Origin of the sequence: Bacillus halotolerans, assembly GCF_001517105.1 — a bacterium.
GTDB classification, from domain to species: Bacteria; Bacillota; Bacilli; order Bacillales; family Bacillaceae; genus Bacillus; species Bacillus halotolerans.
Genome location: NZ_LPVF01000013.1, coordinates 282,537 through 294,577, shown reverse-complemented (window position 1 = coordinate 294,577; position 12,041 = coordinate 282,537). Strand labels below are relative to the sequence as shown.

Annotated in this window: 16 protein-coding genes, 1 pseudogene and 1 riboswitch; of the genes and pseudogenes, 15 read left to right on the top strand and 2 right to left on the bottom strand. The window is 42.6% G+C overall.

Annotated features, from left to right (window positions below):
- Positions 1-83: 83 nt before the first annotated feature.
- The 8 genes from AU387_RS19560 to ribT all read left to right on the top strand — a co-directional run bounded on the left by AU387_RS19560 (position 84) and on the right by ribT (position 5,912).
- Positions 84-290: a zinc ribbon domain-containing protein gene (locus AU387_RS19560; protein WP_010334793.1), complete on the top strand. Its 207-nt coding sequence runs from the start codon at positions 84-86 to the stop codon at positions 288-290.
- A gap of 155 nt (positions 291-445) precedes the next feature.
- Positions 446-1,000 (top strand): signal peptidase I sipS, encoded by a 555-nt coding sequence (gene sipS / locus AU387_RS19555; RefSeq protein WP_059336646.1) that lies wholly within the window; start codon positions 446-448, stop codon positions 998-1,000.
- Positions 1,001-1,235: 235 nt separating this feature from the next.
- Positions 1,236-1,580, top strand: coding sequence for a hypothetical protein (locus tag AU387_RS19550; RefSeq protein WP_059336645.1), 345 nt, complete (start codon positions 1,236-1,238; stop codon positions 1,578-1,580).
- A 118-nt stretch (positions 1,581-1,698) separates the two neighbouring features.
- Positions 1,699-1,844: riboswitch (FMN riboswitch) on the top strand.
- A 131-nt stretch (positions 1,845-1,975) separates the two neighbouring features.
- On the top strand, positions 1,976-3,061 hold the full coding sequence (ribD, locus tag AU387_RS19545) for a bifunctional diaminohydroxyphosphoribosylaminopyrimidine deaminase/5-amino-6-(5-phosphoribosylamino)uracil reductase RibD (RefSeq protein WP_059336644.1): 1,086 nt from the start codon (positions 1,976-1,978) through the stop codon (positions 3,059-3,061).
- A 10-nt stretch (positions 3,062-3,071) separates the two neighbouring features.
- Positions 3,072-3,719: a riboflavin synthase subunit alpha gene (gene ribE / locus AU387_RS19540; protein ID WP_044154843.1), complete on the top strand. Its 648-nt coding sequence runs from the start codon at positions 3,072-3,074 to the stop codon at positions 3,717-3,719.
- A 14-nt stretch (positions 3,720-3,733) separates the two neighbouring features.
- The gene (locus AU387_RS19535; RefSeq protein ID WP_059336643.1) at positions 3,734-4,930 is read left to right on the top strand and encodes a bifunctional 3,4-dihydroxy-2-butanone-4-phosphate synthase/GTP cyclohydrolase II; all 1,197 of its coding nucleotides are present in this window, start codon (positions 3,734-3,736) and stop codon (positions 4,928-4,930) included.
- Positions 4,931-4,962: 32 nt separating this feature from the next.
- Positions 4,963-5,427, top strand: a complete 465-nt coding sequence (gene ribH / locus AU387_RS19530) for a 6,7-dimethyl-8-ribityllumazine synthase (protein WP_024121911.1) — start codon at positions 4,963-4,965, stop codon at positions 5,425-5,427.
- A gap of 110 nt (positions 5,428-5,537) precedes the next feature.
- Positions 5,538-5,912 carry a GNAT family N-acetyltransferase RibT gene (gene ribT, locus AU387_RS19525; RefSeq protein ID WP_003223910.1) on the top strand — a complete coding sequence of 125 codons (375 nt, stop codon included), beginning with the start codon at positions 5,538-5,540 and terminating at the stop codon, positions 5,910-5,912.
- 13 nt (positions 5,913-5,925) lie between these two features.
- Here ribT and AU387_RS19520 read toward each other — a convergent pair whose 3' ends face one another.
- Together AU387_RS19520 and AU387_RS19515 are read right to left on the bottom strand one after the other, a co-directional pair.
- Entirely contained in the window at positions 5,926-6,450 is a 525-nt protein-coding gene (locus tag AU387_RS19520; RefSeq protein WP_059293672.1) for a DUF309 domain-containing protein, read from the bottom strand.
- An 87-nt stretch (positions 6,451-6,537) separates the two neighbouring features.
- Positions 6,538-6,627 (bottom strand): YjcZ family sporulation protein, encoded by a 90-nt coding sequence (locus AU387_RS19515; protein WP_024121909.1) that lies wholly within the window; start codon positions 6,625-6,627, stop codon positions 6,538-6,540.
- A gap of 214 nt (positions 6,628-6,841) precedes the next feature.
- On the opposite strand from AU387_RS19515, the gene AU387_RS19510 reads away from it, so the two are divergent.
- The 7 genes and pseudogenes from AU387_RS19510 to rluB all read left to right on the top strand — a co-directional run bounded on the left by AU387_RS19510 (position 6,842) and on the right by rluB (position 11,990).
- Positions 6,842-7,597 (top strand): segregation/condensation protein A, encoded by a 756-nt coding sequence (locus AU387_RS19510; RefSeq protein ID WP_024121908.1) that lies wholly within the window; start codon positions 6,842-6,844, stop codon positions 7,595-7,597.
- Positions 7,587-8,180 (top strand): SMC-Scp complex subunit ScpB, encoded by a 594-nt coding sequence (gene scpB, locus AU387_RS19505; RefSeq protein ID WP_044154877.1) that lies wholly within the window; start codon positions 7,587-7,589, stop codon positions 8,178-8,180. Before AU387_RS19510 ends, scpB begins: the two co-directional genes overlap by 11 nt.
- A 57-nt stretch (positions 8,181-8,237) precedes the next feature.
- Positions 8,238-8,777 carry a YpuI family protein gene (locus tag AU387_RS19500; protein ID WP_059336642.1) on the top strand — a complete coding sequence of 180 codons (540 nt, stop codon included), beginning with the start codon at positions 8,238-8,240 and terminating at the stop codon, positions 8,775-8,777.
- Positions 8,778-8,897: 120 nt separating this feature from the next.
- Positions 8,898-10,045: pseudogene (locus AU387_RS19495) on the top strand (D-alanyl-D-alanine carboxypeptidase family protein).
- Positions 10,033-10,623 (top strand): spore maturation protein SpmA, encoded by a 591-nt coding sequence (spmA, locus tag AU387_RS19490; RefSeq protein WP_059336641.1) that lies wholly within the window; start codon positions 10,033-10,035, stop codon positions 10,621-10,623. The pseudogene AU387_RS19495 and the gene spmA overlap by 13 nt, the downstream one beginning before the upstream one ends.
- A 4-nt stretch (positions 10,624-10,627) precedes the next feature.
- Entirely contained in the window at positions 10,628-11,164 is a 537-nt protein-coding gene (gene spmB / locus AU387_RS19485) for a spore maturation protein SpmB (protein WP_044154903.1), read from the top strand.
- Between the two features lie 91 nt (positions 11,165-11,255).
- Positions 11,256-11,990 carry a 23S rRNA pseudouridine(2605) synthase RluB gene (rluB, locus tag AU387_RS19480; protein ID WP_044154911.1) on the top strand — a complete coding sequence of 245 codons (735 nt, stop codon included), beginning with the start codon at positions 11,256-11,258 and terminating at the stop codon, positions 11,988-11,990.
- The last annotated feature ends 51 nt before the right edge of the window (positions 11,991-12,041 follow it).

Here is a 12,041-nt window from a genome sequence, read left to right as displayed (position 1 = left end):
AGTTGACATGTTTCATCCCAAACGGCATTTGTAGTAAAATGAAATCATATCAATGTCATTTTTTTGAAAAGGGGCTGCGTTTGATGAACAACAAGGGCTGTATAAAATGCGGAAGCACTGAAGCTGGCCAAAAAGAAATTGCCACAACCGGAACCGGATTGTCAAAGTTGTTTGATGTGCAGCATAACCGTTTTCTCGTCGTCTACTGTAAGAAATGCGGATATTCGGAGTTTTATAATAAAGAAACTTCAACTGCCGGCAATATACTGGATTTGTTCTTTGGAGGCTGATTGATTCTTCTCCCGATTTCATTAGGAAATGGGAACAAATTGATTCTGGCAGAAGAATAAATAGATGTGAAAATTCGCTTCAATGGTCCTAATGGGATTTCTTATCGATTCGTGATAACATAAATTGAAGACCGTTGTTTATTGGAGGAACTCAGTTGAAATCGGAAACCGTTTCTAAGAAAAAATCAATATTTGAATGGGCCAAAGCGATTATTATCGCAGTTGTTCTGGCATTACTCATCCGCAATTTTATTTTTGCGCCGTATGTCGTTGACGGTGAGTCCATGGAGCCTACCCTTCTTGATCATGAAAGGGTATTTGTCAATATGACAGTTAAGTACATAGGCGAGTTTAAGAGAGGGGATATCATCGTGCTAAACGGGGATGATGTCCACTATGTCAAGCGGCTGATCGGTTTGCCCGGAGACACAGTCGAAATGAAAAACGACCAGCTTTATATCAATGGAAAAAAAGTGGCTGAGCCTTATTTGAAGGCAAATAAAAAGCAAGCAAAAGAAGATGGATATGACCATCTAACTGATGATTTCGGCCCGATCAAAGTGCCTGATAACAAATATTTTGTTATGGGTGATAACCGCCGAAACTCAATGGACAGCCGAAACGGGCTTGGACTCTTTACGAAAAAACAAATTGCGGGTACGTCAAAGTTTGTTTTCTTCCCATTTAACGACATTCGTAAAACCAACTAAGTATAAGCAGTTTCCTGAAAAGGAGCTGCTTTTTTATTCTTTTTCTCATGCATCCCCTAAAACCAGAACATAAATTCGTATATCTATAGAAAAGAAATTTTGCAGAAATGCGAAACATATTCCCGTTATGCATCGTTATATTAATAATTTACGAGAATTTGCGGTTTTTTATTCATGAAAAAAAGGAATAACTCATATGAATGAATAGATTCATATTGGCTGGAGGTTTTTTTAAATGGGAAGAATAAAAACCAAGATTACCATTCTGTTAGTGCTACTGGTTTTGCTTGCAGGGGGGTATATGTACATAAATGATGTTGAACTGAAAGACGTTCCGACAGCGATTGGACAAACCTTGTCCTCCGAAGAAGAAGAGTATACAATCGAGGAATATCAAGTGACAGAAATTGACGGCACAGAATATCATGGAGAAGCAGAAAACGGCACGAAGATCATCTTCAACGGAAAAAAATTAAATCAAGATTTGTCTGATATAAAAGAAGGCGATAAGATCAAGGCGTACTTCAGCAAATCAAAGCGGATCGACGGTTTAATCAAGGTTGCAAAAGTAAATGATTAACTAAAAAACACCTTTCGGAACGATGGGTGTTTTTTGATTTCTCAAATTGTAAGTTTATTTCATTGCGTACTTAAGAAAGGATCGCTATAATAGCCATTAAGGACAAATGAATAAAGATTGTATCCTTCGGGGCAGGGTGGAAATCCCGACCGGCGGTAGTAAAGCGATATGCGCTTTAGAGCCCGTGACCCGTGTGCATATGTACGCGGTGGATTCAGTTTAAGCTGAAGCCGACAGTGAAAGTCTGGATGGGAGAAGGATGAAGAACCGCTATGCAAAATGTATCAACATGCATAGTGTTATTTCCTATTGCGTAAAATACCTAAAGCCCCGAATTTTTCTTAAATTCGGGGCTTTTTTGACGGTAAATGAATAAAGAAGGGAGGGGAAAACAGATGGAAGAGTATTATATGAAACTGGCGTTGGATCTTGCGAAGCAGGGTGAAGGACAGACCGAATCGAATCCGCTCGTAGGCGCTGTTGTGGTGAAGGACGGACAGATTGTCGGGATGGGCGCCCATTTAAAATACGGTGAAGCTCACGCGGAAGTCCATGCTATTCATATGGCAGGCGCACATGCGAAAGGCGCTGATATTTATGTCACCCTTGAACCATGCAGCCATTACGGAAAAACACCGCCTTGTGCCGAACTGATTATCAAGTCCGGGATAAAGAGAGTATTTGTCGCAATGAGAGATCCTAACCCGCTTGTGGCCGGACGGGGAATCAGCATGATAGAAGAAGCCGGCATCGAAGTAAAGGAAGGCATTCTGGCAGATCAGGCGGAACAGCTGAATGAAAAATTTCTGCATTTCATGAGGACAGGCCTCCCTTACGTCACAATAAAAGCTGCCGCAAGCCTAGACGGAAAAACAGCGACCAGTACAGGTGACAGCAAATGGATCACATCAGAAGCTGCAAGACAGGATGCTCAGCAATACAGGAAATCACATCAAAGCATTTTGGTCGGAGCAGGCACTGTGAAAGCTGACAATCCAAGCTTAACCTGCAGGCTGCCGAATGTGTCAAAACAGCCGGTCAGAGTGATACTTGATACCGAACTTTCGATTCCCGATGACGCGAATGTGATTTGCGATCAGGCAGCGCCGACTTGGATTTTCACAACAACACGTGCTGATGAGGAAAAGAAAAAACGGTTTTCCGCTTTTGGCGTGAAAATATTTACTCTGGAAACAGATCGTATACCAATTTCTGATGTACTGAAAATCCTTGCGGAAGAAGGCATTATGTCGGTGTATGTGGAAGGCGGATCAGCTGTTCACGGAAGCTTCGTCAAAGCAGGCTGTTTTCAAGAGATCATCTACTATTTTGCCCCTAAATTAATCGGAGGAACGCTTGCTCCCAGCTTAATCTCCGGTGAAGGTTTTCAATCAATGAAAGATGTCCCCTTATTACAATTCACAGATATAACCCAAATTGGCCGTGATATCAGACTGACGGCAAAACCGAAAAACGAGTAGGATGGTGACCATGTTTACAGGAATTATAGAAGAAACAGGCACAATCGAATCCATGAAAAAAGCAGGCCCCTCTATGGCCTTAACAATTAAATGCTCAAAAATATTAGAGGATGTTCATTTGGGCGACAGCATTGCAGTGAATGGCATTTGTCTGACTGTTACTGATTTCACGAAAAGTCACTTTACAGTTGATGTCATGCCTGAAACAGTCAAAGCAACGTCGCTGAACGATTTATCAAAAGGCAGCAAAGTGAACCTGGAAAGAGCCATGGCGGCAAACGGGCGTTTTGGAGGCCATTTCGTTTCAGGCCATGTCGACGGAACCGCAGAAATCACGCGTATTGAAGAAAAAAGCAACGCAGTTTACTATGATTTGAAAATGGATTCGTCATTAACAAAAACGTTGGTTTTAAAGGGATCTATTACCGTGGACGGCGTGAGTTTAACCATCTTCGGGCTGACAGATGATACCGTGACGATTTCTTTAATCCCTCACACCATCAGCGAAACGATTTTTTCAGAAAAAACAATCGGCTCTAAAGTGAATATCGAATGCGATATGATCGGAAAATATATGTATCGATTTTTGCATAAAGCCAATGAAAATAAGAACCAACACACCATAACAAAAGCCTTCTTAAGCGAAAACGGCTTTTAGAGAGGAAGATTTGCATGTTTCATCCGATAGAAGAGGCATTAGACGCTTTAAAAAAAGGCGAAGTCATCATTGTTGTGGATGATGAAGACAGAGAAAACGAAGGAGACTTTGTGGCTCTTGCGGAGCATACGACTCCTGAAGTGATTAACTTTATGGCGACGCACGGAAGAGGGCTGATTTGCACGCCTCTCAGTGAGGAAATCGCTGACAGGCTCGATCTTCATCCTATGGTTGAGCACAATACAGATTCCCACCACACTGCTTTTACAGTAAGCATTGACCACCGTAAGACAAAAACGGGAATCAGCGCACAGGAAAGATCATTTACTGTCAAAGCTTTGCTGGACAGCGATTCAGTGCCGGCAGATTTTCAGCGTCCAGGGCACATTTTTCCGCTGATTGCGAAAAAGGGAGGTGTCCTGAAAAGAGCGGGCCATACAGAAGCGGCAGTTGATCTCGCTGAAGCCTGCGGTTCTCAGGGAGCCGGCGTCATTTGTGAAATTATGAATGAAGACGGAACGATGGCAAGGGTACCGGAGCTCATTGAAATTGCGAAAAAGCATCAATTAAAACTGATCACCATTAAGGATTTAATTGAGTACCGCTACAACTTGACAACACTTGTAGAGCGGGAAGTCGATATTACCTTGCCTACTGATTTTGGCACATTTAAGGTGTACGGATACACAAATGAGATCGATGGAAAAGAGCATGTCGCATTTGTGATGGGAGATGTGCCGTTTAATGAAGAACCAGTATTGGTTCGGGTTCATTCAGAGTGTCTCACAGGTGATGTGTTTGGGTCTCATCGCTGTGACTGCGGACCGCAGCTTCACGCCGCGCTGGCGCAAATTGCCGCAGAAGGCCGGGGAGTGCTTTTGTATCTCCGCCAAGAAGGCCGGGGCATCGGTCTGATCAATAAGTTAAAAGCTTATAAGCTTCAGGAACAAGGCTATGACACCGTAGAAGCCAACGAGGAGCTGGGATTCTTGCCTGATCTTCGCAACTATGGCATCGGTGCGCAAATGTTACGCGACCTCGGTGTGCGGAATATGAAGCTTTTGACGAATAATCCGCGCAAAATCGCCGGTCTTGAGGGCTATGGTCTCAGCATTACAGAAAGAGTGCCGCTTCAAATGGAGGCCAAAGAGCACAACAAAAAATATTTGCAAACAAAGATGAACAAACTAGGTCATTTACTTCATTTCTAATCACAAAAATCACAAAAAAGGATGGGAATCATATGAATATCATACAAGGAAATTTAGTTGGTACAGGTCTTAAAATCGGAATCGTAGTAGGAAGATTTAATGATTTTATTACAAGCAAGCTGCTGAGCGGGGCAGAAGATGCTTTGCTCAGACACGGTGTGGATACAAACGATATTGATGTGGCTTGGGTTCCGGGCGCATTTGAAATTCCTTTCGCTGCTAAAAAAATGGCGGAAACAAAAAAATATGACGCCGTTATTACACTCGGCACTGTCATCAGAGGCGCGACGACTCATTACGATTACGTCTGCAACGAAGCTGCAAAAGGCATCGCGCAAGCAGCGAACACAACAGGCGTACCTGTGATCTTTGGAATTGTCACTACGGAAAACATTGAGCAGGCCATTGAACGGGCTGGAACAAAAGCAGGCAATAAGGGCGTAGATTGTGCTGTTTCTGCCATAGAAATGGCAAATTTAAACCGTTCATTTGAATAATTTGCTGAAAACAGTTTAAAAATATGGCGAAAATGATATAATGTGAGAAAACGGATCACCTATACTTATCCGTTTGATAGAACTGGACATTAGGATATAGAGGGGTTTTTATGTTAATTCGTTATAAAAAATCGTTTGAAAAGATTGCGATGGGACTTCTTTCATTTATGCCAAATGAAAAAGATCTTAAGCAGCTTCAGCAGACAATTAAGGACTACGAAACGGATACAGACCGCCAGCTCTTTCTTTGGAAAGAGGACGAGGATATCGTCGGAGCAATCGGAGTTGAAAAAAAGGATTCCGAGGTTGAAATCCGGCATATCAGTGTGAATCCTTCTCATCGCCATCAAGGAATCGGAAAACAGATGATGGATGCTTTAAAGCATTTATTCAAAACGCAGGTACTGGTTCCGAATGAATTAACGCAGAGCTTTTTCGAACGCTGTCAAGGTCAGCAGGATCAAGACATTTCATACAATAATTAAGCAGAGGCTGTTATCAGCCTCTGCTTTTTTTTCTTCGTTCAATTTCTTTCTCGCGTTCGCGGATGACATCAGTCCGATCCCGCAAACGATGTTTATGAATTAGAAATCTATCAGTGAGTGTGCTGGGCTGTCCCCACGTGTAAGCTTTTCGTTTGCATTCAATGCGGCATGCTTCCTTCAGCCTCTCATCTTTCATTGGCAGCATGATGCTTTTATAGGAAGATCCCAGTTCAATTTGTTCGTAAACCGACTGCATAAGCTCCAGTAAACGGGTATGATCAAGCCCCAAATCTTCCACCGCTTGTTTTTCCGCTTGAAGAATCCGTATGCTGTTTGCCAGCAATCTTTTGGCCCCGGCTGTATTCTGTCTTCTGTGATGGTACAAAGCAACAGCAAGCTGGATAAAGCCGACCCAAAGTATTTTTCGTTTGCTCGGAGGATCTTCCTTCCAATATTCTTCTAGTATTTCATGGCATTCAAAATAATCCCGTGTTGCGTGAAATTCAACGAGATAATCGATATAAGCTTTCGGGTACAAGATGCTTCCTCCTTTTAATCCGCCTTTAGTGTAACACAGGACAGATAAAAGGAAAAAACAGCGCATTGGATTCGCTCTTTTTTAGTTCTAGCAAATCCAAGCGGCACCTACGATAATCAGCAGAATAAACAAAACAACAATTAAAGCGAAACCGCCGCTGAAGCACTTTTCTCCCATGAACATTCAGCCTCCTTTGTTGTGGTCTACGCGAGCATCCTATGTACACCTGCCCTTTTTTGTGTAGGCGGATATCTTGTTATTTGAATATTCAGCACTAATCTCTCGAAATGCAGGAAATGAAATAGTATTGGACGAGAGCTTTTTGGTGGCTTATACTAAAGGGTAGCCAGTTTATCCGGCAATGAGAGTGATACTTGAAAATGGTGAGATGATGGAAGAATATCAAGTGAAAATTGATACGTTTGAAGGCCCATTGGACCTGCTGCTTCATTTAATCAATCGTCTTGAAATTGACATATATGATATACCTGTGGCGAAGATTACTGAACAATATTTATTATATGTACATACGATGCGTGTGCTTGAGCTTGATATCGCCAGCGAGTATTTGGTGATGGCTGCCACACTGCTCAGTATTAAAAGCAGAATGCTGCTCCCGAAGCAAGAGGAAGAGCTGTTTGAGGATGAATTGCTTGAGGAAGAAGACCCGCGGGAGGAACTGATTGAAAAGCTGATTGAGTATAGAAAATATAAAGACGCGGCGAAGGAATTAAAGGAACGGGAAGAAGAAAGACAAAAATCATTCACGAAACCGCCGAGTGACTTGAGCGAATATGCAAAAGAAGTGAAACAGTCGGAGCAAAAGCTGTCAGTCACAGTCTACGATATGATTGGCGCTTTTCAAAAAGTGCTGAAGCGAAAAAAAATAACAAGGCCGATGGAAACAACAATTACAAGACAGGAAATACCAATCGAAGACAGAATGAATGAAATCGTGCACAGCCTGAAATCAAAAGGAAAAAGAATCAATTTTATGGATCTTTTTTCATATGAGCAAAAAGAACATTTGGTTGTCACCTTCCTGGCTGTTCTAGAACTGATGAAAAATCAGCTGATTTTGATTGAGCAGGAGCAAAATTTTTCAGATATTTACATTATGGGGAGTGAATCCATTCATGGGGCTTGATATCGTGAATTGGAAAGCTATAGTGGAAGCCCTTCTATATGCGGCAGGCGATGAAGGACTGACCAAAAAACAGCTGTTAACAGTGCTTGAAATAGAAGAGCCTGAACTGAACACCATTATGGCGGATGTCGCAGACGATTACCGTCATGATACAAGAGGCATTGAACTTATTGAATATGCAGATACGTACATGCTTTCCACCAAAAAGGACTTTGCGCCGTACTTGAAAAAACTGATCGAAGTACCGTCGAAAGGCCTTTCCCAGGCATCTTTGGAGGTGCTGGCGATTGTTTCATATAAACAGCCGATTACGAGAGCGGAAATTGAAGATATCAGAGGCGTGAAATCAGAAAGAATTTTACACAGCCTTGTCGCCAAGGCGCTGCTGTGTGAAGTCGGACGAGCTGACGGTCCGGGACGGGCCATTTTATACGGCACGACGCCGACTTTTCTTGAGCAATTCGGCTTAAAAACACTGGACGAGCTTCCGCCGCTGCCTGAAAATGCGGAAGATGACGTTCTTCAAGAAGAAGCGGATTTATTCTTTGAGAACTTTAACCAAACCTTTGAAGATATAAAATAGAGATTTAATGAATCGCGCTTTTTCATCAACATAAGATATAAGGAAGAAGTAGCTATCATGAAAGAAGCAAAATGTGAGAGACAAAGACATGAGGGGAAGATACCAAACGAAATGGGACATTCGATTGTGCGAGTGCAGACTCAAAAAACAGGCGAATTCTTATCAATGGTTGTCAATACCGTTAATGATTATTTAAATCAAACCACACTGGCGTCTATGCAGGCTGAATTGCCTGTTGAAGAGACATACTGCTGCGATGTGCTGAGCACGCTGAGAAGAATGACAGTATTTTGTGAAGGAGGCGCTGAAGCATGCCGCCGTCTCCTTATGCAAGAGCCATTTCAGGAAACCAGAGCGGAAAAAACACTTTACAATGTGTATCATCAATGCATTGAAGAGTTCTTTATGCCAAAGAAAGACACCTGGTGTGAAAACAGCCGGGCGTCATATACCGGAGTCAGCGCAATTGAGTTCTACCATGCTGTTCCGCAGTCTCTGGAGCAATTATTATTGCCGCTGAGCGCAGCGTTTCTGAAGATGAGGGAAGAACTGGCTCATTACGAAGCGTCCGGATCTAGCATGGCATCAATCAGATAAGACTTACTCTCCCTTTATGGGAGAGTTTTTTTATGTTTGCAGGCCATGACACAATTGTTATTCATAACTGATGGACATGCGCATAAACTTGTACAAACCACCACAAGGACGTGAACAAACATGCGCATTTTTAAAAAAGCTGTATTAATCGTCATCATTTCTTTTCTATTTGCCAATGTAAATGTGAACACAGCACATGCAGCTATAAATGTCAGTGCGAAGAGCGCCATTGTCATTGACGGCACATCAGGAAGAGTGTTATTTGCCAAGGACGAGCATGAAAAAAGGCGGATTGCCAGTATTACAAAGATCATGACCGCTGTTCTCGCCATTGAATCCGGAAAAATGGAAGAAACCGTGACCGTTTCTGCAAATGCGGTCAGAACAGAGGGTTCGGCCATTTATTTAACCGAAGGGCAAAAAGTAAAATTAAAGGATCTTGTGTATGGCCTGATGCTGAGATCCGGGAACGATGCTGCTGTTGCGATTGCTGAGTATGTCGGGGGAAGCCTCGATGGATTTGTCTATATGATGAACCAAAAAGCAGAACAAATCGGTATGGAAAATACCCGTTTTCAAAACCCGCACGGATTGGATGACCATGAAAATCACTACTCAACAGCTTATGACATGGCTGTTTTAACGAAATACGCCATGAAGCTCAAAGACTATCAAACCATCTCCGGCACAAAAATATACAAAGCAGAAACAATGGAAAGCGTATGGAAAAACAAAAATAAATTGCTGACGATGCTGTATCCATACAGCACAGGGGGGAAAACAGGCTATACCAAGCTTGCAAAACGCACACTCGTTTCAACCGCTTCAAAGGACGGCGTTAATCTGATAGCCGTTACCATTAATGACCCCGACGATTGGGATGATCATATGAATATGTTTAACTATGTATTTGATCATTATCAAACATATTTAATCGCAAAAAAAGGAGATATTCCGAAGCTCAAAGGTACATTTTATGAGTCTAAAGCTTTCATCAAACGGGACATCACCTATTTGCTTACCGAAGAAGAAAAAGAAGATGTCAAAATCAACACTACCCTGCTCAAACCGAAAAAAGCCTGGGAAAAGGATGTCTCAAAAATTCCGGATATTGTAGGACATATGAAAGTCATGTTCAACGATGAAACCATCGCAAAAGTGCCGATCTATTACGAAAACGAACGAAATCAAAAACCGAAAAAAAGTTTTTTGAAACGTTTCAATCCATTTTTCTGAATGCGGCTGGCGGGGCAAAATGGTCAATATAATCTGGGTCAGCTTAACTGTGATCGGGCTAGTATTTGCGATGTGCAATGGAACGCTGCAGGATGTAAATGAGGCGGTGTTTAAAGGAGCCAAAGAAGCTGTCACAATCTCATTTGGACTTATGAGCGTGCTTGTTTTTTGGCTTGGTTTAATGAAAATAGCTGAACAGTCAGGACTGCTGGATATTTTCAGCCGTCTGTGCAGGCCTTTTATTTCTAAGCTGTTTCCTGACATACCGCCGGATCATCCAGCAATGGGCTACATTTTATCAAATCTCATGGCGAACTTCTTCGGCCTCGGGAACGCGGCCACACCTCTTGGCATTAAAGCAATGGAGCAAATGAAAAAGCTGAATGGAAACCATTCGGAAGCGAGCCGTTCCATGATCACTTTTTTAGCTGTTAATACTTCGTGCATTACTCTCATCCCGACAACGGTTATTGCCGTGCGAATGGCCTATTCCTCCAAAACACCGACAGATATCGTCGGACCGAGCATTTTGGCGACACTTATTTCTGGAATCGGCGCCATTATTATTGACCGGTATTTTTATTACCGCCGTAAAAAGAAGGGGAGGTAAGCCGATGGAAATTATCAACTGGCTGTCTTTAGCCATGATCCCTATTATTATTGCCGGCATTCTTCTTTATGGAACAATCAAAAAGGTGCCGACATATGAATCCTTTGTTGAAGGCGGAAAAGAAGGAATTGAGATCGCATTTTCGATTATCCCCTACTTAGTCGGGATGCTAGTTGCGATTACTGTTTTCAGATCATCAGGGGCGCTTGACTTTTTTATGGATTTTTTAAAGCCTGTCTTTTCCGCCTTCGGCATACCGGCTGAGGTGGTTCCGCTTGCGCTGATTCGTCCGATCTCCGGTACGGCTGCTCTGGGTATGACCACCGATTTAATTGCAGTGTATGGACCGGACTCCTTTATTGGCAGGCTGGCTTCGGTGATGCAGGGATCAACGGATACAACACTTTATGTGCTGACGGTGTATTTCGGAGCGGTCGGCATTAAAAAAATGGGTGATGCGTTAAAGGTGGGACTTCTTGCTGATTTAATCGGTGTAGTTGCATCTATCATCATCGTTACGTTATTATTTGGGAGCGCCTGAAAATGGCGTTTTTTTAGATAAAGCATGCGAAATCTGAAAAAGCTTGTTTGTTCAGGTTGAAAAAAGTAAGATAATACTTGAGGTGAAAGACATGGAAAGACTGCAAAAAGTAATTGCTCACGCCGGAGTTGCATCGCGCAGAAAGGCAGAAGAGCTGATTAAAGAAGGAAAAGTAAAGGTGAACGGCAAAGTAATAACAGAGCTTGGTGTTAAAGTCACCGGTTCTGATCAGATTGAAGTAAACGGCTTGAAGGTGGAACGTGAAGAGCCTGTTTATTTTCTTCTATATAAACCAAGGGGCGTGATTTCCGCAGCGGAAGATGACAAAGGGCGCAAGGTCGTGACGGACTTTTTAAGAGAAGTGCCGCAGCGCATTTATCCGGTCGGACGTCTGGATTACGATACTAGCGGTCTTTTGCTTTTAACCAATGACGGCGAGTTTGCCAACAAACTGATGCACCCTAAATATGAAATAAACAAAACATATGTAGCAAAGGTAAAAGGCATACCGTCTAAAGAGCTGATCAGAAAGCTGGAGCGCGGCATTATGCTGGAGGAAGGCAAAACAGCGCCTGCCAAAGCGAAGCTGCTTTCATTGGATAAGAAAAAACAAACAAGCATTATACAGCTGACCATCCATGAAGGACGGAACAGGCAAGTGCGCCGCATGTTTGAAGCAATCGGACATGAAGTCATTAAGCTGAAGCGGGAAGAATACGCATTTTTAAACCTGAGAGGCTTAAATACGGGAGACGCAAGAGAGCTTACGCCGCACGAAGTCAAAAGACTCAGAGCGCTAGCGGAACACGGTAAAAACGCTTTCTAAGTTTCACATAACCTTCAAAAAGTTAGAAATATGAAATGATTGTGAAATGAT

Excerpts from the sequence above, each read along its gene's own strand:
- spmA (WP_059336641.1), top strand. The coding sequence starts at position 10,033 with ATGGTCAATATAATCTGGGTCAGCTTAACTGTGATCGGGCTAGTATTT.
- AU387_RS19510 (WP_024121908.1), top strand. The coding sequence starts at position 6,842 with ATGGAAGAATATCAAGTGAAAATTGATACGTTTGAAGGCCCATTGGAC.
- AU387_RS19560 (WP_010334793.1), top strand. The coding sequence starts at position 84 with ATGAACAACAAGGGCTGTATAAAATGCGGAAGCACTGAAGCTGGCCAA.
- ribH (WP_024121911.1), top strand. The coding sequence starts at position 4,963 with ATGAATATCATACAAGGAAATTTAGTTGGTACAGGTCTTAAAATCGGA.
- AU387_RS19535 (WP_059336643.1), top strand. The coding sequence starts at position 3,734 with ATGTTTCATCCGATAGAAGAGGCATTAGACGCTTTAAAAAAAGGCGAA.
- AU387_RS19550 (WP_059336645.1), top strand. The coding sequence starts at position 1,236 with ATGGGAAGAATAAAAACCAAGATTACCATTCTGTTAGTGCTACTGGTT.
- rluB (WP_044154911.1), top strand. The coding sequence starts at position 11,256 with ATGGAAAGACTGCAAAAAGTAATTGCTCACGCCGGAGTTGCATCGCGC.
- ribE (WP_044154843.1), top strand. The coding sequence starts at position 3,072 with ATGTTTACAGGAATTATAGAAGAAACAGGCACAATCGAATCCATGAAA.
- ribD (WP_059336644.1), top strand. The coding sequence starts at position 1,976 with ATGGAAGAGTATTATATGAAACTGGCGTTGGATCTTGCGAAGCAGGGT.
- scpB (WP_044154877.1), top strand. The coding sequence starts at position 7,587 with ATGGGGCTTGATATCGTGAATTGGAAAGCTATAGTGGAAGCCCTTCTA.
- AU387_RS19500 (WP_059336642.1), top strand. The coding sequence starts at position 8,238 with ATGAAAGAAGCAAAATGTGAGAGACAAAGACATGAGGGGAAGATACCA.
- spmB (WP_044154903.1), top strand. The coding sequence starts at position 10,628 with ATGGAAATTATCAACTGGCTGTCTTTAGCCATGATCCCTATTATTATT.
- AU387_RS19515 (WP_024121909.1), bottom strand. The coding sequence starts at position 6,627 with ATGGGAGAAAAGTGCTTCAGCGGCGGTTTCGCTTTAATTGTTGTTTTG.
- ribT (WP_003223910.1), top strand. The coding sequence starts at position 5,538 with ATGTTAATTCGTTATAAAAAATCGTTTGAAAAGATTGCGATGGGACTT.